Genomic DNA, 19195 nt, shown 5'->3' with positions numbered 1-19195 from the left:
ATGTTTGAATCACTTTCCGTAGCTTTTATACTTATCGTATGTAATCACCCGGCAGAATCATAGTTAAACTTTATTTCGGTTGAATTTTTTCCTTGCGAATGATATTAAACTTTGTATTATTGAATCTCAATATTCAAGAGATTTCCATTAGCATCAAAATGATGTTTTAGTTTCTGTCCTGTCAGTAATTGAATATAATCTATTCTTCCAGAAGCATCATAGTAGTATTGTCGATACCTCCTGTCTATCATACAAATCAGATATTTACTTTCCACCGATACTTCTCCTGCTGCATTTTTCGCTTTAACCGAAAACCAATAGTTATAATTTCGTATCAAACCTGGCACTGTGTACGTTGTCGTGTTACCGTCTACACTACCAACCACTTTACCAGACATATAGATATCGTAGCCTGTGACTCCTACGTTGTCTGTTGAGGCTGTCCATGTAAGCGAGATTGTGCTATTCGTGTTGCTGCTCATCATTAAATTACTTGGTGTAGTTGGTGCTGTATTGTTGGTGAAAACTTCCATAGAATTGCTTGGTCCTGAGGTATAGAAATCTCTTGATGCCGACACGGTAAAAGCATACTTTGAGTTCGGCAAAAGATTTGTAACTGTATAAGCTGTCGTGTTACCATCAACATTACCTACCAATCTAGGACCATTCGTTTGCTCCGTGTTATCGTAGATGTAATACCTTATAATGCCTTCGTTATTTGCTGGTGGTATCCAACTCAGCGAAACACTGTTTGATGTTTTCCCTGTTACTGTTAGAGAAGTTGGAGGTTCTGGTCTATTAACGTACATAGGGAATGGGAATCGTAGTCCTCCACCAGTAAAAGGCATATCCCCCCAAACCCAATAAAAACGGTCTTGATTTATAGCTATTGAATAATTCACCCCTGCGACGACAGCTACGATATTGGTCAAGCTACTACCCTGTAATGGAGGTGAAACTTGTATGGGTATTGAACTATTTTGGCCAGCACCACCATTGCCTAATTGTCCGTAATAGTTCCCACCCCATGCCCAGACGGTACCGTCTTGTTTTAAAATTAAAGAATGATCCTCTCCTGCTGAAACACCGATGACATTAGATATGCCGTACACTTGTATGGGACGACTTTCATATGAAGATGTCCATCCATTGCCTAATTGCCCACTATTGTTTTTCCCCCAAGTCCAGACGTTACCATCTAATGTTAAGGCTATTGAAAAGTTATGCCCCGCAGCAATAGCTTTGACGTTTTTTATTACTTGTACAGGTGATGAAACACCACTACTCGACGCCTTACCTGATTGTCCGTAACTGTTACTCCCCCATGCCCATACATTTCCATTTGTATCCAATGCCAAAGAATGGGTATTATTCGATCCTACTGCAATGGTCGCGATATTCACGGTAGAGGGGAACTGGGTTGAGGGGAACTTAGTACGGACGGGAGTTCTGCTACTATTACTAATTGTACCATTTCCTAACTGTCCATAACTGTTATTTCCCCAAGTCCAGACGGTACCATCATTCTTTAAAGCTACAGAATAATCTGCACCTGCTGCAATTGAAACGATGTTGGACAATTGATCCACTTGTGCTGGTGTTCTAGGCGAAATAGACTGGTACCTATTTCCTAACTGTCCTTCTATATCGCTTCCCCATGCCCATACGGTACCATCTTGTTTTAATGCTAGTGAATGATTCGCCCCCGTTGCAACAGCTATGACATCGGATAATTGACTCACTTGAACGAAATTATAGCTGTAAGTTTGTGTACCGTTGCCCAATTGCCCATAGTCATTTTTTCCCCAAGCCCATACTGTTCCATCTCTTCTTAATTCCAATATGTGACTTTTGCCACCAGCAATAACGGGAAGTGTAGTCGTTGGATCAATAACTAAAGGATATTGCAGATTGTTATCATCCAACGTTAATTCTAGTAACGTTTTATTACCATTCTGTCTAAAATTAATTTTTAGTTTATCGTATCGGTTTTCATTACTTGATGCATCCCTTACCCACATACGAGGTATTTGGAAAGATAAATCGCCATCGTTATTAATAAAATCAATGGAATCATCAGGGTTCTGACGATAGTTCACGTTATTTGTAGTCACATCGAATACAAAGGTCTTTGGGGCTTTATTGTCTGCCAAATGAAGTTCCATCTTCATCTGATCATTCTGCACCTGATACAGTAAATCCGTACTCTGCCATGCATTAAAATATGTTGTGATGTTATTGGATACATCACCAGTGACATTGTTCATTCCAATTGCTTTATAGGTCACCGACTGGTCATATACAGCAAATGTAACAGATTGATTGATTCCTCTATTGTTTAATTTCACTTTAAAGTTATTTTTGAGCATACTATGCGTGTAGCTGGGATTGCTTTTATCTGGCCTAATAGTAGTATCGATATCCTGCCATGCTTGTCCTTCAAAATAGTTAAGAGAATATTCCGATGTTTGGACAGATGTGGTTCCGTCACTATTTAGATATGTTTTGCTGTTACGATTACGTTTATCGACTAATTCTTTTAACGCATGAACAGAGTTGGGTGCTTTTAATCTTATGTCATCGTGAGCTCCTGTTGAAACCGAGTTTTGTTCGATAGCATCAGGTTGCTTAATCTCATCAGAAAGCGATGATGATTCTGTGCTATTAGAGGATTTGTTGGAAAGTAATGCTTCTGACAGACTGTGGGAAGTTGAATTACTAATTATTTGAGAAGTGTTTGAGACAAACGATTGTTTAAAGGGGCTATTAATTAATTCTAGTTGAGGCGATGCAGTTACACCCCCAAACGGTACTAACGTTAATAAAACTGCACCTATCACTAAAGGTGATATTTTCTTGCTCCATTTCCAATCCATGAAATTACTCCTTTCGGTATTTGGGACATAGACTCTAGCATACCGTACATATGTTCTATTTGCATTGGGGTATATTGTCGAATAAAGTCGAAATTAACGAAATTTGCATAAAGTTTTACCATACAAAATAACCCTCTCGAATATCAAGAGGGTTACAATCTAAAGTAATCCTTACATGCACTCCACATGGGATGTATGGGGAAATAGGTAATGTTTATGGGCAAGTGAAAATTGATATTAATTTCGCCGATAGACCCGTTAAGCTGAACCTTACCACAAGTAACGGCATGTTTTTTTGTTGAATGCTGTAGAAAGGGACTTTGGGTAATAGGGTTTACCTTAGGCCACTTTCTGCGAAAAAGCCCGTTTCCGTCGATGATTCGGGCTATTTGGGCATCGTCTGATTGATGGAGCGGGATCATTTCATTCGGCAGCGTTAGGGTAGACGAATGGGGATTCTCACACAGAGGGAAATGTATGTTCCTTCTATGGAAATCGTCAAAGTAGGCAGATTCATTGGAACTTTCTCAGAAATGGGAACTGTGCTTCGCTCTGCCCTATCGGATTTTAGGCTGGTGGTTTAGATGACAAGGGTGTATTGTAAAGGGAACTTTTGCTTAGAAAAAGCAAAAGCCCCTGCCACCGCTTGGGTGGAAGGGGCTAGACCTAAAAAACACGCTGTTACCTTGTCGTCGAATTCCAGTTCAATGCCTTCAAATTTCTGACCTTTCTTGACGTGAATTTGCTTGACGATGGTCTGAAGCAGATTCTTTTGCGTTTCAATTGGCGCTGTCTCCAGCATTTCCTGGAATTTAGAGAGTATCTGTCGGACTTGTTGGAGCGGGACAGGCTCGGAAATGCTATCATTAAGCTGGTTCTCTGCCTCGGTTTTGCGCAGATAGAGTGCATCATGCTTTTGCTTCAGTTCGTTCAATCGTTCAATCAGGAAATTATTGTCCACTACATCGGACTCATACAGCTTGAAGTATTTTTGTTTCTGAGAGTCCAGAGTTTTTAATTCTTTTCCAATGGCCTCGACTTCTTTCTGGAGTGGAACAACGTTCTTGACTCGATTCTTATTGATTCGAGCCACAATGTCTTCCAGCACCTTTGGTTTTTGAACGACTTCTGCAATTCGCTCAGTGACATACTGCTCAGCAAAATCTGCTTTCACTGTATTTGAGGTACAAACCCGACTTCCCTTGGCTCGAAAGTTACTGCAAACATAGTACCTTCTGACAATCTTCGTTCCGTTCTTGAGTGTATCTTTGGTACGGTGGGCAACCAGCGTGGCTCCACAATCAGGACACCTCATCATTCCAGTGAGCAAATAGGTACCATTGAAGACGCGTGGTGCAGTAACGGCTTTTTTGCTGTATAGTTTCTGAACCGCGTCCCACAAGTATTGAGTGATGATCGGCTCATGCTCACCGTCCGCAATGATTGGCTCGGGATTAATGCCCTTGCGTCGTTTTTCGCTCCAGTTCTCCCGCACGTTGTATCGAATCTTACCGATGTACAAAGGGTTGTTAATGATCGTTTTGATCGATACATGACTGAAGGGTTTGTTCGGCTTGGTCTTGAATCCGTCATGGTTCAGTTCGTTAGCGATGCTTTTGAGTCCCCTACCGCTTGCGTACATGCTGAAAATTTTTCTCACCAGCTCAGCTTCAATGGCATTCACATGCAGGACAGAATCTTTCCCTTTGGCAACGGGAATCTCAACAACGTCGTACCCAAGAACTTGTCCCCCGTTCCATTTTCCGTTTCTGGCTCGCTGCTTCATGCCCATCTTTACGTTCTCGACGATGGTGTTGCGCTGAAATTCAGCAATGACCCCGAACATCTGGAAGGTCATTTTCCCTGCCGCTGTATCGGTCTCAAAATTCTTTTCAGAGTGACTTCGGAATTTGACGTTGTAACGATTCAACTGATCCATGATGAAAAGGAGGTCAGAGGTTTTACGACTGATCCGGTCGAGCTTCCAAACCAAAACCTCTTGAATTTTTCCTTCCTCAATGTCCCGCAATAGTTCACGGAGTGCTGGACGCTTCTCGATGGTTTTACCCGAAATCCCAGCATCGACATACTCCCGAAATACAACCTTTTGCTCCATTTTACATTGTGATCGAAGCGTTTCGAGCTGTGCTTCGATGCTGTATCCCTGCTCGGCTTGTTCTTCGGTGCTGACCCGAGCGTAGATGCCAACATGTGTCACAAGAGGATCGGTGTTCGCTTGTTTTCTTGGTGGCATGGTCATTCTCCTCTCTCTTGATCTATTGTTGGTCACGATTACTCTGTGCTGACTTCTTGCCGCTTCGCAATCTATCTGAAACGAGATCTGCCAATAGGCTGACCATCGAACGGTAGTTATCGTCTTTGCTTGCTTTCATTGTGAAAACCTCCGGAGGAATGATTATATTATTTCCGACGGTTAGCGATGATGACCTCAGCGGCAACTTGAACGACAATCCAGGCCAAACCCCAAAATAACTTCATTTCGTTACCTCCCCTCGCGTACCTTGATCATCACATCAGTCCGGCTTCTTTCATACTTAGGAACGTGTTGTAACCGAGAATGAGGTGATCGAGGAGATCAATTCCTAGAAGCGTTCCGCTATCTCGAAGTCGTTCTGTCAACTCAATGTCTTCGGGACTTGGATCAGGCTGGCCAGAAGGATGATTATGGCAAGCAATGATGGAGGCTGAGTTGTTCAAGATCGGCAGCTTGTAGGCCTCTCTAGGATGGACAAGGCTTGCGTTCAAACTCCCCATGCTAACTGTGTGAAGCGCGTTAACCTCATTTTTGGTGCTCAGACACATCACGCAAAACATTTCACGGTCGCTGTCTCCGATGAATGTTCGGAAAAGATCGGCGGCATCCTTGGGCGAGCGAATCTTCCGTCCCTCGTAGAGAATGGAAGACTCTCGCACCATCCTGAGACGGATGATCTCGACTCTTTTGGCGGGATGTGATGGTTGATTGTTTGGAATGTTGGACATATGAAAATGCTCCCTTCATGGCAATATAGGCAAAGATCAAAAAAATATTAAATGTTTAAGATTGCCTTTGATTCGTTTCCATGAAGGAAAGCTGTTGAACTATTGTCTGTCTCTGACCGGAAGCCGAAAGTACCTTCTTGAATCGTATCCGTCGAAGGATGCTTGTTGAAGAAGCATCAGCTTGTCCGGCAAGCGCGAGGTACTGGAATTGTTTTGCTTGTTGTAGCTTCTTTTCATTGAAAACGCCTCCTCTCCAATGCGGATGGTCGGCAGCAGAGGCAATCCGCTGATTATTTCCCTCTGTCAGCCGAACTTTTGCACTTTCGTAGTCTAACTTGTATGCTGATGCCTAATTCCTAGCTGCACTGAGCTTGCACTTGCAGTTCAGCGGCTGAATGGTGGGTACTCTTCCAACAAATTTCGTTATGAGTTGGCAATGTGTTGGGTATTCGACCCACTCCTCTTGCCAGCCCTCGAACGAAATGTTGCGTCCCTGCTCTAGTTGCATTAGATAGCTGTGCTCTATTTGGAGGTCAAATTCGTCCAGTTCTTCACAAGGAAATTCCTCCATGCCCACCTCATCATTGTCATTTTCATCGTCATCATCAAGTGTGAAGTCTTCTGAAGTATCCGGTTGGTTCTGCTCATCAGTCGCTTCCGATGACTCGCTGTTTGAAGGAGCAGAATCTTGGACTTTAATGATGCTGACAGGTGACTTCGGCGGATCGGATACAGTCATCGGTTTCCTTGGAAGTGGTACTCTGGAACGTGGAGGCGAAGTTGAAAACATCGCGGCGAGAAATGGATCATCCGCTTCTGTTTCTGAAGAGAACGGAAGCAGTTTGAGTCCTGGAAGGTACCGAGTACCATTGCTCGATTTCTGCCCCTTTGGTGTAATTCCCGCCTCCAGCGAAGCACTACGGAAGGCACTCCAGAATCTTTTTCGATCTCGTTCAGCACCTTGAAGGCAGGCTGGTTCTCCGTTTCGCTTGCACCAAGCGCGGAAGGCTTCGAATATTTCGTTACAACCTAATCGATCGTTGTTGTCATTCCCCTGCCGGATGTGTTCATGAAAAAAGGGGATGACAGGATTTTGTTCCGATTTGTAGCCAAGAATTGCTTCATTGATCTTCTCGGCATGTGAGAAATTAAAATCATTCTCGATGAGCCGTTTTAAGCCTTCAATGGCAAAGTTGAAGATGCCGGGCAACTCTGGAATGAGCTTGTCGATCAGCTTTTTGTCAGCTTCCTCTGCACTGAACACACGGTGGAAAGGAAGGATGACCAGTCTCCGAAAAAAACCATGGGACTTGTCATTGACCGATGGAAGTTGATTCATGGCAAATACCAGCTTGCAGAATGGTTTGTAAGAAAAGCCCTTTTCATGCTTGACTTCAACCCGAATTTGGTCGCCCGACGTGATGCTTTTGATGTACTGGGTGTTGAATCCCCGCTCGTCGAACTCGTTTTCTGTCGAGACGTTGAGCGTTTTGCCAACAATCTCTGAGCGAGCGAAAGGTTGAGAAAAGTCATTCATGGGAACGTGTGAAACGTTCTCTGCACCAACCAAGCGTTCAATGATCTCAATCAATACACTTTTGCCGTTGCTTCCGACACCTTCGAGTATGAACACCTTATGGGCTCTTGTTTCGGAGCTTAAGCAGTATCCCATCATCTCCTGTACAACTTCAATAACGCGAGCATCGCCATCGAACACTTCTTTCAGGAAGCGGAGAAAACGATGACATGTTGCTTTAGGAGCATAGGAAATAGGAACTTGGACACTGGAATAGAACTCGGGATCGTGTGGCAAAAGTTCAAAGCTATTGATGTTGAACATGCCGTTCTGCAAATTAATATGCTGCTTGTCACTGTTCAACTCCTGACCCTTTGGTGAGACGCGAGCCAGTGCTGTCATGTAGCCACTTTCCCAGGACGGCCTCCATTGGTTCGGAGTAGCCTGGTCGATGATCTTAAAGAGTAGTCGGTGAAAATCTTTCTCTAAGAACCTCACCCATTTGGTTCTATCGTAGAAGTAGAAGCGCTCTCCCGAAGCGTAAAGTATTGGCATTGTTGACAGCACATACTTAGAAAAAATAAGCGGCTTCAGGTCAGCGACTTTGTCACCGTCGAGGACGAAACCCATTGCTTCAAGTTCTTTGGCACGTTCAGATGTTGTTGATTCTTTTGTTTTGACAAGAGGCACAACATTGTTGTTCTGCATTTGCTCCACTTCCCTAGTCTGTGACGTAGTTGTCGTAACCAACTTGGGTTTATCTTAGCTCAGGGAGGGTATTTACGTAAAAGTCCGAATTCGGCGATTTTTGTAAAAATCGAAACGCTGGGTACTTGCCCAGCAAAAGCAATTGGAAAATTTTCTGTGGGGGCAATAGACAGGGGGAGTTTTTGAATAAAAGGGTGAAAATAGGATGCTTTCTCTAGAATGCTCACTCTCTCTTAGTATTTCAAATATTCTGCTTGGTAGGTTTCGAAGTGTTTTTTCCAGTTTCTATTTTGTTGGTGTTAGACTATTCCAATTTTGAGCTGTACTGCCGCACTCAGCCGCACTTGACTGTAGCGGAGGGAAAAGACGGCAAGTGCAGGACAGTTCAGACCGAGGGCATCTGAAACTCCTTGTCTAGCATGAAAGTTCAGCAGTTCAGCTAGGTTTGAGGTATGGAAGAGAAGTTTTTAACGCAAAAAAAGGCGGGAGGTTCGGAGCATGGAGATGGCGTGCTGGATTGCTGCCGGAATCTTTGGGAGATCCGGCAATCCATTCACGCTGAGATTCCATGCTATGACCCGCCAGCCATTTTATCCATGAATTGGATCACCTTCTATTGGTTTTGCTGGTGTTTTTATTTCATCTTGCTTGTTTCCCTGTCCTGGGGTATATGGCTTCTCGACAGGAACATCTAGTCCCGGGGCAGTTTTTGGTTTACCGCCGAAATCCAAATAGGTAACGCTTTTGCTAATATCCCCAATCGAAGTCTGCAGCTTTACTGTGTATAATTCATCTTTTGTAGGAAGAAAGGACTTACCAGAAGAGTTCTTTAATAGATTTAGGTTAAATTCTTGGCTACTAGACTCGATTACCTCCAAAGGTTGCGCAGGCTTATAAATATAACCGTCTATTTCAATAGAATAGACTTGTAAACTATTTACAACGGTCGAAACAAATTTGATTTCAGATTTAACATTGTTCAAATAAACGTTAAGGTTCCTCAATGCTTGTTCGTTAACTGCCGGGACCTTCTCTCCATTAATTTCTGTGATTGATGTCGATTCTTTTAAATTATCAACCGCATCAGCTACACTGTAGAAATTCCCTGCGACTAAGACATACATCGGCGCTTCGAATTGAACTCCCAAAAAGTTTTCAAGGTTTACTGTGGTCTGTCCAACAGGAACCCCATTAACATAGGTCACATCGCCCTTTTTGACGTTATTGGTACCCACGAAAAAGACCTGGTAGTAAGTGGCATCTCGCCATTTTTCTGAGAGGTAGTCGATCTTCCCCCCTGTGTGACCGATGGCTTCCGTGATCGTTTCACCGCTACTGCCCGTATACTCTTTAATCAGATCGATAGTAATGTCCATTTTTTCTGCAATTGTATTGTTATATTTAGTGACATTTTTCTTGATTTCCACATCTGTCACAACGGATGTTTTGCCCTTTAGTGAAATCATGTCACGATTCGGTGCGAAGAACAGTTCCTTGTTGGCCTCAAGCAAGCTGAGTGATGCGGCAGGAAGCCTAACTGTGTTGTTGGTTCCGGATGAAATAATCTCACTTAGGTCACTGGGATCGAAAGTTGTGGTGTTGGATGCTGCCGAAGAGTCGATTAATACAGTACTTGTCGTAGAATCGTATCCAACTTTATTACCAAGTGCTTCAGCGACGGCCCGAGCAGGAAGAAACACACGGCCATCTACATTCTTTGCTGGAACTTCAAGAGAGCGGAACAGCTTGCCATTCTTATAGATTTCTTTTTGACCGACTGCAAGTTTGATGGTTGTCTCACCTTTGATGGCGGTTACGCTTTGGTCGGTTCCGTTCCAAATGATACTTTGATCATTATTGGGAACCCCGAGTGAAATAAGCAAATCTCTGAGAGGGATGAGGCTGCTGCCATTCTCAATAAAGGGAGAGCCATATTTAAAATCTACGGCATTGCCATTTACATTCATTTTGAGTTCAGCGGCGAGAGCAGAGCTGGTAAAAAGGGTTGCAGCGATGATTGAAGTTGAAAGAATTGCAGTTAGTTTTTTCACTTTGTTGTCTCCTTTAAATTGAAGGTAATTGATAGAGAGAAATTCCCAAATAATGTAGTCCTATTCTATCATGAAAGTACCCTTTAGTGAACATTAACTATTATTAACCACCATCGTCCCTTGGTAGCTATGGCATGCTGTTCTATGTTTGGCTTAGGGTGATCGTCATGAATGAGATAATGAAAAAAGTCGGTGAAGGAATCCGACACTATCGGAAACAAAGAGGTTTGAGTCAAGAAGAGCTTGCTCATCTGGCTCAGATCAATGAAGGATATATTGGCAAGTTGAACGTTCCGAGAAAGTCTGCTCAGTCGAGGTGCTGGCGAAAGTGACGGATGCGCTGGGCATTTCGATGGAGAAGTTTTTTCACTACATTCAGCCATTGAGTGTGGAGGGAGAAGGAACTCCGCTCGGTCAGATTGTTGATCGCCTTCGGGGTAGAAGCGTGGAGGAACAGAGGAAAATATTGAAATTGATTGATTTATTCTTGGAGGACTTGTGAGCGTTTGGTTTGAAATGGTACTGAGCTGACCTGCCGCACTATAGGGTGGGACTCCTTGTCGTTCAGGGAGATTTGTAACTAGCAGAAGCCGTACTTGAGCTGCACTATCATGCACCTTTTTAGGTTGGGGAGGTGGTCGAGGATAGAGCGACAAAGTGCAGAAGAAGTGCGGCTGCAATTCCTTGCTGTACATGGAAAGAGCGGCAGAGCACTTTAGCTGAGAAGTTTTCAATTGTGCTGTTTCATCTCTCGTGCGATGCACTTCTTGTCGAGTTTGTTTTCCCCGCTTGTGAACATACGGCTTCCCCTCTCCGGATTTATGAACAGAAAAATCATGCTTTTAGGTACTTGGTGTTGATCGTGACCGATTCATTAGCGTACTTGAGGTACAGCTTCATGTCCCGCGTGGATTGGTTTGCCTGCTCAGTGAAGACTTGCTGCAGCGTGGCGTTCTCGAATTGAAAATAGTCACGACCCTTTTGGTTGCCGAACAGGGCGATCAAGGCATAATTGTAGCTGGCTTCGTTACAGATGCCCGCCGTACCGAGTGGGAGTTGATCGACTATCTGCTCGATGGTCAGCTTTTTGCTGCCTTGTGGCTGCTTGTCCAGCAGATGGAGGAGGCAGGCAAACAGAACGTCGGCGTTGGCGCGTAAGGTGATCTTTTCGAGGTCGAAGCTTTGCGCCGCGCAGTCGTCCCAGGAGAATTGTCGGATGGTCGGCTCGCTGGTGGTGTAGGTAGCGGCAATGTGTTTGTAGGCGTGTCGGTTGCCGTAGGCTTTGAGGAACCGATCAAGCTTGATTCGGTTCACCTCTCCGTAGGGAAGCTTGGGGACGATGGAGTTGAAAAAGGAGGAATAGTCTTCGAGGTCTTGCACGGAGTTAGTGATGGTTCGGTTATCTTCTCCAATCTCGCTGGCTTGGAGAATTTCGATCATGGCTTGGTTGCGGTGATGGTCGGTAATCTCGAAGGTATCGGGGTGCATGAGATGAAGGAGAAAGGCGGCTGCTTGGAACCCATGCTGCCAGTCGGGGAGCTGTGTATGCCAAAACTGAAGCACCCGAGTAGGATCAAAAGATTCGTTTTGGACAAAATCCGGCCATGACTTGATGATGTGAATGCAGACACTTCTCTGAGCAGGAGACAAGCTGTTTCGCTGCCAGCTTCCAAAATGCCAGCTAATGGCTTGCTTGAGTGTGGAGGCTTGGACGGTTGCAGGCTTAGTGAAGGCTTGCTTCCAGTACTCTAGCGGCTCAATCGGATATCTGGCGAAGGGGAATCGGGAGAGATAGGGATCGCAATGCTGCTGGATGAGCGCGGCTATGGACTTTTTTTCTCTTTCAGTGAGGGTGAGCGTCATGGTTCAAGTTCCTTTCTGTGATTGGTTTATCATGGGAAACAAAGGGGCTGGATGTTGAAGCTTGGCACATGCGGATGCTTGTTCAGAAAAAGTCGTTGGAGTTATCGAGGAGATGAAGGCGGTTCGACGGGGCTTAAACAGGTTCAGTGAGAAGGTCGGCTTCCTCGTGTCCATTCAGGGAAATTAGTTGCTCGGCGGTGAGGAAGGGATCTTTGAGGCACAGGTACAGTAGAGGTTCGGTCAGTGATTTGACCCAGGTGATGGCACTTGGAATGTCACCACCGTGGAAGTGAGGTGATTCGGCAAAACTTTCATCTTCCCAGACAAACTCGGCATTTTGATTAGGCTCGTCAACGTGGAAGAAGAAATCTGAACCGTCTACATAGGGGTTCGTGCCGGATTGTGAGTCGGTGGTACGTAGGACGATGCGGACTTGATGGGTAGGAGGATGGTTATCCGGTACTGGGAGCGGTGGATCGAATGGGCAATCAGTGAATGTAATGGCTGACACTGCCATGAGCCAGACGTTTGTACCGTTTGGATCAGTGAGAATGTTACCGTTGTGATTGAATGTTTCCTTCAGCTTTTGGATGGTGAGTTCCTCGGGGGTTAGTAATTGTTTGCTTGTTCGATTAGCCATTGTTCAATCTCCTTGTCGTGGATTCCCTGCTGGGTGAAGAAAGTCATGATGAAATCGTTGGTGTACATGACGACGATCTTGTATACGGTCATGTTATCCAGTTGCAGTGTTTCTACATACTCCGGCATACTGCCCAGCAATCCGCAATTCTCACGGCTCAGGCCCACGCATTCCAGATCGTACAGGTTGTCGCCAGCTTCCAGCAAGACGATCGGCCCGTGCTGGTCGAGGCGGAAGGTGTCCTCCTCCTCGTCGGCCAACTCGGCTTCCAGTTGCTGAAAGAACTCGGAGATGTGTTTGGTCAGCGCTGTGGGTGCTGTTCCGTCCCGGCGGAGGTCTTCGACGTCCTGCCGGGTGTTGATGGTTCGCATGTTTATCCCTCCTGAAATAAGACTGAGCCCTCTGTTGGAGGGCTCAGCAAAGATAGAATATATGAGAGAAATCTTTTTTATTTCGGTTAGCACTCAGTAAGAACGAGTGCTAACAAGGGAAATGGAGAGGGAGTGGTATTTTATTGGGATTTCCGGGAAAATACAACGAAAAAAGGCCAAAATCGCCAAATTGCGACTCTGACCTCTTTGACATTTGACATAATATAATTGTACACTAAAAATGGGACAAAGTTTTCCAATTGTCCGCTCGGTAGGTCTCAATGTGGGGACATTGAGTATCTATTAAATTGCTTGTCCGCTTCTGATCACGATGAGTTTATATTAGCAGATACGAAATCGGTAGACAAGAAGAAAATGAAATTATGACAAAAGGTTCACAGTATGTTCGCCTTTTTGTTCCAAAATAGAAGAAGCGGATTTGTAGAGTGGCAAAAAGATTAGGGGGTTACATACATATACGGAAATCTTCCTGTCCCAAAATATAGGAAGGGTTGAATGATCTACATGCCAATTTATGAAGCGATTTATAGAACAAGTGAACACGAAGAAGAGGTTACCGTTAGCAACATTGAACAACACGAGAACTACATCGATGTGAAGAACAACTTATACTGTACCTACTCGGGATGTTCTGCAAGACTTTCATATGTGCCTAAAGGAAAAGTGAGAGCGCACTTTAAAACTTGGCCCAAGGACGATCACATTCAGGATTGTGTTGATTACTTTGAAAGAGTGGCTACAGCAAGCAAACAGAAGTCTATAGCCACTTCTACTATGGCGCTTAGCGAAAAACATATTAAAAGTGTTCTTGACAACTTGAGAAAGAGGAGAAATGAGAAAGCATCAGGTACTAGCAAAACTACACCTGGTACAACGAAAAAGCCTCGCCCCAAAGTAGATCCAGGATCTGATGAAAATCCTACCCTTAATATTGTGCCTACGACCGGTCCTAATGCAGATTTGGGAAGTGGTGAAAATAATATCAAGGAGCCATCTGTTAGAAATAGGTCTCTGATTAATTTAACAGATGATGATTTGAATTGGACAAGAAGTGTTGAGGGTTTCATTCAGAATGTCGAAACTGGCGATAAGAGGGCTATTTTGGATTTGCGGGATGGTAATTATACCTGCAGAGTATATTTTGAGGAGTATTTCTTTGATAATGCACCAGTTAACTTTAGAGGCTACTTCGAAGATCTGAAAAAATTAGTGCAAAGACATAAAGATTATATGTTTTCAGGTGTGGGTTTGATCGAGAAACGAAATGATCAGTATTGCATGTTGATTAATGATGGAAATGACTTTCGTATTGATGATCGATATATTGCACTCTTTCTCCATAGTGCCTAAGCTTATAATGAGTTGAATCTTGAAAAATTTAGAAGTCCAATAGGGGGCAAGAGAGATGAATCGAATGTTGGAATTTTATGACAAGTGGCAAAAGGTAGTGGAAGGGGTAGTCGAGACAATTTATTTGATCTCCATGTTCGTGCTCATTTTCTTAAGTCATGATGTGGATGGATTCGTTGGTTCATACGAGTTCAAGCTCTTTGCCGCTATGTTTATGAGCTTTGGGATTTGGACGTATCAGATGAAGAAGCACACATTGAAGAAAATGCTGGGGGACTTGCTTATCAAGTTCTCGTCAGTATTTGTAGGTGCCATTATTGTCGCTAATCTATCGGGTGTAGTAAAGCTGACTAGTCTATACGGCAGCTTCTTTTATCCACTTACCATCATCGTTCTATATATGTTGATAAACAAGAAGTCCAAATGGGGCAATAACTTTCGAGGTTCAGCAGCAGAATTTTTGAATCAGAGGTTTGGACGGGTACCATCGATAGTGCCGAAAGTTTTGTTGTTCTTTGCGGTGATGGTGCCAGGAGTATTTAATGCACCAGTGTGGATGTTTTTGGTTTTCCTGCTATGTGGCTTTGCACTTGAGCACTTATTTGTTTTCATGTGCTTTAAGAAGTCTAGTAATAATAACTTAAGTGTATAGTCTAAGATTCGAACTTCAGCTCGCTGAATAAGCACAATAGATTTAAGTAAGAAGTAGGCCATCCTCAAAGGATGGCCTTAAAACATGCCGTTACAGACAGCGCGGTGAACCGTATCATAAGTAACAGCGAAAAATCCTTTTGTCAAGGAGGGGCAAAAGGCACGATGTCCAATACGCCGCCTTCCGCACTCAGCACGCCCATCCGATTGTGATTCTCGGACATCGACTGAACCAACTTCTCGGATGTGATGTCTTGCTTGATAAGCGCGGGCGGGGAAAGCTCTTTCGTGGTATCCAGCTTCTTCTGAATGTCGTCCAGTTTTTCGACTTAAAATGCCCCCACTACTATTGGACAAGTTGGCTCATCTTAAGGAGGGCGACACTATAGCGAAGTGCCCAAACATTACCACGAAGTGCATAACTCATTTTAAAAATCACGTTGCGCTTAAAAATTACCACTTGCAGCAAAAATAAAAAAGTCTGGGAAACAAATTGTTAACAGTTTTATCTCTCGGGCTTTTATCCCTCCGTGCCACAACCTATCAGTTGTGGTTTATCTCTTGGACCTGCCGATTTAGCAATCGCGGAACCCCAGATAACATTTTTTAAATTCCTACTCAATTTATACACAGCTCCCTTTATTTAGCGACCCTTGATTAAAAATCAGATATAATGAAGAAGAGATGTTAACAGCTAAATTCGAGGTGCTGATCCATGATTGTGAGTACCAAACTTTATATCCCGCAAACACGGCGCGATGACCTTGTTGAGCGAGCGGCGATCACCGAGCTACTAAATAAAGGATTAAAGAGCAAATTTACATCCGTAACGCTCCCGGGGGGTACGGCAAAACAACAGCTTTGAGTCAGTGGCTGCAGCAGTCCGCCATACCTGCCGTATGGATTTCCTTGGGGCCTCAAGATAATGATCTGATGGAGTTTTGGAGCTATACGATCGCTGCCGTCAATAGTAAGAACCTTCAATTTGCGGAAACGGTCACCCCGTATTTGCTATCCTTAAAGTCGGGAGCATTTGAGCCATTTATCTCCGCTATGATTCGTGAACTTGACAGCTACTCGGATGAATTAGTCATGGTTTGGGACGATTATCACGCGATTGATCTTGCCTCTATTCACGCATCGGTGGCGTATTTTCTTGCTTATTTGCCCGCTAACATCCACCTATATGTAACAAGCCGGGCTGAAATGCCCTTTCCTACGGCAAGGCTGCAGACGACGGGCCAAATGGTGAAAATCACGATTCAGGAGCTGCGATTTCAACTTGCGGAGGGGATTCGTTACTTTCAGGATTGCATGGGATTGTCACTGTCGGGAGACAAGATAGCTGCGCTGGTCGACCGCACGGAGGGATGGATCAGCGGACTGTATCTGGCAGCCATTTCGCTGCAAAGAAGCGGCAATTATTCGGATTTTATCCGCGCCTTTAGCGGGGAACACCGCAGCATATCCGATTATCTGTTTCAGGAGGTTTTTAGTCTCCAGCCAAGCGAGATTCAGTCCTTTCTATTGGAGACTTCGATTGTAGACCGGGTAAACGGCCCGTTGTGCGAGGCGATTACCGGTCAAGCGAATTGTCAGGAGCTGCTGGAATTGCTGGAGCAGCATAATTTGTTCATTGTTTCATTGGATGATCAGCGGGAGTGGTATCGCTATCATCATTTGTTTTCCGATTTTTTACGGAGGCTTTTCCGGCAGAGGTATGCGGGACAATCGAAGGAGTTGCATGTCAAGGCAGCCCATTGGCTGGAGGAGCACGGATTTTCGGAAGAAGCGGTAGAGCAACTGTTTATGGACGGGCATCATCACGAAGCAAGCACTTTGATCGAAAAGCATCTGCAAAATCTTCATGCGAAAAGAGGGGTGCTTTATCGATGGTTGCGCGGTCTACCGGAAGACTGTTTTACTGGCAAGCCTGGAATTCAGTTTCTTTATGTCAAAGTGATGGTGGAAACCAATGAACTGGAGTTGGCACAAGCGAGACTTCGCCTAATGGAGGACAAGCTGTCGGACCCGGAATGGAAACCTTACGCAGGAAACGTTCATTTTTTGTCCGCGGCTGTTTCGTTTTACCGAAGAGACTTTCGACGAGCGAATGAATATTTCGAGGTGTTTGATCGGCATACGCCGGGGGGCAGCTACATCCAGATGATTGAAGCGAACTCGTATTCAATGTATTTCGATACATTATTGAGCTTTTTCCATGATTTGCATGATGCGGAAAGATTCTTTTCTAAATGGATCAAAGTATGGGAAGGTCGGGACAATTACCCCTACGTCGGTTTTTTCTACAATACGTATAGCTTGCTGTTATATGAATGGAACCGCTTGGAAGAGGCCGAAGTTTATGCAGAGAGAGTACTGAAGTCAGCGTGCATGCAGCCCTATGCCCTTATTCTGTTAAGTGCTACTATCAATGCTGCGCGGATCTGTCAGGCCAAAGGAGATTCAGCCAAAGCGTTTGAATGGCTGGAGTGGGTGAAACCTAAGATCGATTCCGTGGACAAAAGAATGTTTATGAGGAGAATTGAGGCGGAGAAGGCAAATTTGTCGCTTGCGAACGGTTCTTTCGATGAACGATGGCTGCAAACCTGCGGCATCAAGCATACCGATACGATCCCGCCCGGTCCGATCAAAGAATATCTTATTTTGGCAAGTGCGCTTATGGAACAGGGGGAAATTGATGAAGCTTTGCAACTGCTGGAACAATTGTACCGGCTTGCCGATCAGGCTGATCGGACCTGGGATAAGGTGAAGGTGACCATCCTGCAAAGTATGGCTTTCTATCGAAAAGATGATAGGACGAACGCTGTCATGAAGCTGGAGGCGGCACTTCAATTGGCGGAACCAGGGAAATACATTCGCAGTTTCGTGGATGAAGGGGCTAAGATGGCGGAGCTGTTGCGTGAATATATCGGGCATAGGCAGATCAACGCTAACCGCAAGTCTACGAGCCTGCGCTACGCTAGGGAATTGCTTCTGCTGATGTCCGATTCTGGACATGAGACTGGAAGCTCGGGAGCCCTGCTCACGAAACAGGAATTAAAAATCCTTCGGATGATTGACATGGGGCTATCCAATAAACAGATCGCTGAGCAGCTTGAAATCACAGCCGAAACGGTCAAGAGTCATCTGAAAAGTATGTTTAGAAAACTTCATGTGAACAGCAGAGAACAGGCACTGAAGCAGGGAAAAGAATTCCAATGGTTGTAGTCGCAATTGAAGAGAATCATGATTATACAATCCATATTGGCACCGTGTATATCCCCCAATATTTTAACGTTTCTCCCCCATCAATGGGGGATTTTTTTGTTGGGACGAAAGTCATAGAATTGGAGAGAAAGTGGCAATAATCGACAAAGAATGGCGAGAGGATGCGGTTTCAGACGAATCACTCGTGCCTGCAGACGGTCTATTGGACTAGGTAAATAAAAAGGAGAGGTGCCGAGAAAGATGAATAACGTAACTACCAAGAAGAGAGTAGCAGCAATGCTGATGAGTTTCATACTGCTTGTTCTTCCGGTGATGCAGATCGTTCTGGCAGGAGGTGTTGCCTATGCTACACCTGAAACCAAGGTGTGGACGGACATCACGAAATCAGGGGGATTTTGGAATCCATATGGTGTGGCCTTGGGTGGTGATGGCACGTTGTATGTAACGGATAGGGATAGTAATAAAATTAAAAAAATGCCTAGCGGAGGCAATGCTTGGCAGGATATCACCAATGCAGGAGGATTCGACAATCCTAACGGTATCGCGGTAGGCAGTGATGGTACGGTGTATGTCTCGGATGGAAGGAATAAAAAAATTAAGAAGCTTTCTAGCGGTGGCAGCGCCTGGCAGGACATCCCCAATGAACAACTATACGAATTCAACATTCCGACGGGTATAGCAGTGGGCAGTGACGGCACGTTGTATGTGGCGGATCCTGGCTATAACCAAATTAAAAAACGATCGAGCGGAGGCAGCGCCTGGGAGTATGTCACCTGTTAGGATTGTCGAATCCTCCTGCATTGGTGATGTCCTCCCAGGTGCTGCTTCCGCTCGTCAGTTTTCTAATTTGATGATAATAGCGATCCGTCACATACAACGTGCCGTCACTGCCTAATGCTATGCCTACCGGACTC

At 44.6% G+C, this 19195-nt stretch carries 18 protein-coding genes and 1 riboswitch; of the genes, 7 read left to right on the top strand and 11 right to left on the bottom strand.

The window, feature by feature from the left end; translation table 11 throughout:
• Positions 1-116: 116 nt before the first annotated feature.
• On the bottom strand, positions 117-2876 hold the full coding sequence (locus FU659_RS27495) for an RCC1 domain-containing protein (protein WP_147950490.1): 2760 nt from the start codon (positions 2874-2876) through the stop codon (positions 117-119).
• A 449-nt stretch (positions 2877-3325) separates the two neighbouring features.
• On the opposite strand from FU659_RS27495, the gene FU659_RS37740 reads away from it, so the two are divergent.
• Positions 3326-3460 (top strand): hypothetical protein, encoded by a 135-nt coding sequence (locus FU659_RS37740; RefSeq protein ID WP_261808091.1) that lies wholly within the window; start codon positions 3326-3328, stop codon positions 3458-3460.
• Here FU659_RS37740 and FU659_RS27490 read toward each other — a convergent pair.
• From FU659_RS27490 to FU659_RS27475, 5 genes are all read right to left on the bottom strand, one after another.
• Positions 3457-5130, bottom strand: a complete 1674-nt coding sequence (locus FU659_RS27490) for a recombinase family protein (protein ID WP_187274439.1) — start codon at positions 5128-5130, stop codon at positions 3457-3459. The genes FU659_RS37740 and FU659_RS27490 overlap by 4 nt on opposite strands.
• 275 nt (positions 5131-5405) lie before the next feature.
• The gene (locus FU659_RS27485) at positions 5406-5879 is read right to left on the bottom strand and encodes a JAB domain-containing protein (protein WP_147950488.1); all 474 of its coding nucleotides are present in this window, start codon (positions 5877-5879) and stop codon (positions 5406-5408) included.
• 99 nt (positions 5880-5978) lie between these two features.
• Positions 5979-6116: a hypothetical protein gene (locus tag FU659_RS35890; RefSeq protein ID WP_187274438.1), complete on the bottom strand. Its 138-nt coding sequence runs from the start codon at positions 6114-6116 to the stop codon at positions 5979-5981.
• Between the two features lie 112 nt (positions 6117-6228).
• Complete coding sequence (locus FU659_RS27480) at positions 6229-8103, bottom strand: DNA primase family protein (protein WP_147950487.1); 1875 nt, start codon at positions 8101-8103, stop codon at positions 6229-6231.
• A gap of 590 nt (positions 8104-8693) precedes the next feature.
• A complete protein-coding gene (locus tag FU659_RS27475) occupies positions 8694-10154 on the bottom strand; it encodes a copper amine oxidase N-terminal domain-containing protein (RefSeq protein WP_147950486.1) in 1461 nt (486 codons plus the stop codon).
• A gap of 167 nt (positions 10155-10321) precedes the next feature.
• On the opposite strand from FU659_RS27475, the gene FU659_RS27470 reads away from it, so the two are divergent.
• Together FU659_RS27470 and FU659_RS35885 are read left to right on the top strand one after the other, a co-directional pair.
• On the top strand, positions 10322-10486 hold the full coding sequence (locus FU659_RS27470; RefSeq protein WP_187274437.1) for a helix-turn-helix domain-containing protein: 165 nt from the start codon (positions 10322-10324) through the stop codon (positions 10484-10486).
• Positions 10471-10656: a hypothetical protein gene (locus tag FU659_RS35885; RefSeq protein WP_222708652.1), complete on the top strand. Its 186-nt coding sequence runs from the start codon at positions 10471-10473 to the stop codon at positions 10654-10656. Before FU659_RS27470 ends, FU659_RS35885 begins: the two co-directional genes overlap by 16 nt.
• Positions 10657-10988: 332 nt before the next feature.
• On the opposite strand, the gene FU659_RS27465 is transcribed toward FU659_RS35885, so the two are convergent.
• From FU659_RS27465 to FU659_RS27455, 3 genes are all read right to left on the bottom strand, one after another.
• Positions 10989-12017, bottom strand: coding sequence for a hypothetical protein (locus tag FU659_RS27465; RefSeq protein ID WP_147950484.1), 1029 nt, complete (start codon positions 12015-12017; stop codon positions 10989-10991).
• Positions 12018-12150: 133 nt separating this feature from the next.
• A complete protein-coding gene (locus tag FU659_RS27460; RefSeq protein WP_147950483.1) occupies positions 12151-12657 on the bottom strand; it encodes a hypothetical protein in 507 nt (168 codons plus the stop codon).
• Complete coding sequence (locus FU659_RS27455; protein ID WP_147950482.1) at positions 12627-13028, bottom strand: hypothetical protein; 402 nt, start codon at positions 13026-13028, stop codon at positions 12627-12629. The genes FU659_RS27460 and FU659_RS27455 overlap by 31 nt, the downstream gene beginning before the upstream one ends.
• Before the next feature lie 516 nt (positions 13029-13544).
• On the opposite strand from FU659_RS27455, the gene FU659_RS27450 reads away from it, so the two are divergent.
• Together FU659_RS27450 and FU659_RS27445 are read left to right on the top strand one after the other, a co-directional pair.
• On the top strand, positions 13545-14399 hold the full coding sequence (locus tag FU659_RS27450) for a hypothetical protein (RefSeq protein ID WP_261808090.1): 855 nt from the start codon (positions 13545-13547) through the stop codon (positions 14397-14399).
• Positions 14400-14454: 55 nt separating this feature from the next.
• Positions 14455-15051, top strand: coding sequence for a hypothetical protein (locus FU659_RS27445; RefSeq protein ID WP_147950481.1), 597 nt, complete (start codon positions 14455-14457; stop codon positions 15049-15051).
• 142 nt (positions 15052-15193) lie between these two features.
• On the opposite strand, the gene FU659_RS39030 is transcribed toward FU659_RS27445, so the two are convergent.
• The gene (locus tag FU659_RS39030; RefSeq protein WP_397356684.1) at positions 15194-15349 is read right to left on the bottom strand and encodes a DUF3987 domain-containing protein; all 156 of its coding nucleotides are present in this window, start codon (positions 15347-15349) and stop codon (positions 15194-15196) included.
• A gap of 208 nt (positions 15350-15557) precedes the next feature.
• Positions 15558-15657: riboswitch (guanidine-I (ykkC/yxkD leader) on the bottom strand.
• 254 nt (positions 15658-15911) lie between these two features.
• Between FU659_RS39030 and FU659_RS27435 the strand changes: the two genes are divergently transcribed.
• Together FU659_RS27435 and FU659_RS27430 are read left to right on the top strand one after the other, a co-directional pair.
• Positions 15912-18281: a winged helix-turn-helix domain-containing protein gene (locus FU659_RS27435; RefSeq protein WP_147950480.1), complete on the top strand. Its 2370-nt coding sequence runs from the start codon at positions 15912-15914 to the stop codon at positions 18279-18281.
• A gap of 240 nt (positions 18282-18521) precedes the next feature.
• Positions 18522-19061: an NHL repeat-containing protein gene (locus FU659_RS27430; RefSeq protein ID WP_147950479.1), complete on the top strand. Its 540-nt coding sequence runs from the start codon at positions 18522-18524 to the stop codon at positions 19059-19061.
• Here FU659_RS27430 and FU659_RS39025 read toward each other — a convergent pair.
• Entirely contained in the window at positions 19051-19182 is a 132-nt protein-coding gene (locus FU659_RS39025) for a hypothetical protein (RefSeq protein ID WP_483874515.1), read from the bottom strand. The two genes, FU659_RS27430 and FU659_RS39025, sit on opposite strands and share 11 nt — an antisense overlap.
• Between the last annotated feature and the right edge of the window lie 13 nt (positions 19183-19195).

The organism is Paenibacillus sp. N3.4 (genome assembly GCF_008017805.1).
Lineage (GTDB): Bacteria > Bacillota > Bacilli > Paenibacillales > NBRC-103111 > Paenibacillus_E.
The sequence above is the reverse complement of the archived record's forward strand: the minus strand, read 5'-3'. Positions and strand labels throughout refer to the sequence as shown.

Bases quoted from the DNA above. Each gene is read 5' to 3' on its own strand.
- FU659_RS27495 (WP_147950490.1), bottom strand. From the start codon at position 2,876: ATGGATTGGAAATGGAGCAAGAAAATATCACCTTTAGTGATAGGTGCA.
- FU659_RS37740 (WP_261808091.1), top strand. From the start codon at position 3,326: ATGGGGATTCTCACACAGAGGGAAATGTATGTTCCTTCTATGGAAATC.
- FU659_RS27490 (WP_187274439.1), bottom strand. From the start codon at position 5,130: ATGCCACCAAGAAAACAAGCGAACACCGATCCTCTTGTGACACATGTT.
- FU659_RS27485 (WP_147950488.1), bottom strand. From the start codon at position 5,879: ATGTCCAACATTCCAAACAATCAACCATCACATCCCGCCAAAAGAGTC.
- FU659_RS35890 (WP_187274438.1), bottom strand. From the start codon at position 6,116: ATGAAAAGAAGCTACAACAAGCAAAACAATTCCAGTACCTCGCGCTTG.
- FU659_RS27480 (WP_147950487.1), bottom strand. From the start codon at position 8,103: ATGCAGAACAACAATGTTGTGCCTCTTGTCAAAACAAAAGAATCAACA.
- FU659_RS27470 (WP_187274437.1), top strand. From the start codon at position 10,322: ATGAATGAGATAATGAAAAAAGTCGGTGAAGGAATCCGACACTATCGG.
- FU659_RS27465 (WP_147950484.1), bottom strand. From the start codon at position 12,017: ATGACGCTCACCCTCACTGAAAGAGAAAAAAAGTCCATAGCCGCGCTC.
- FU659_RS27460 (WP_147950483.1), bottom strand. From the start codon at position 12,657: ATGGCTAATCGAACAAGCAAACAATTACTAACCCCCGAGGAACTCACC.
- FU659_RS27455 (WP_147950482.1), bottom strand. From the start codon at position 13,028: ATGCGAACCATCAACACCCGGCAGGACGTCGAAGACCTCCGCCGGGAC.
- FU659_RS27450 (WP_261808090.1), top strand. From the start codon at position 13,545: ATGATCTACATGCCAATTTATGAAGCGATTTATAGAACAAGTGAACAC.
- FU659_RS27445 (WP_147950481.1), top strand. From the start codon at position 14,455: ATGAATCGAATGTTGGAATTTTATGACAAGTGGCAAAAGGTAGTGGAA.
- FU659_RS27430 (WP_147950479.1), top strand. From the start codon at position 18,522: ATGAATAACGTAACTACCAAGAAGAGAGTAGCAGCAATGCTGATGAGT.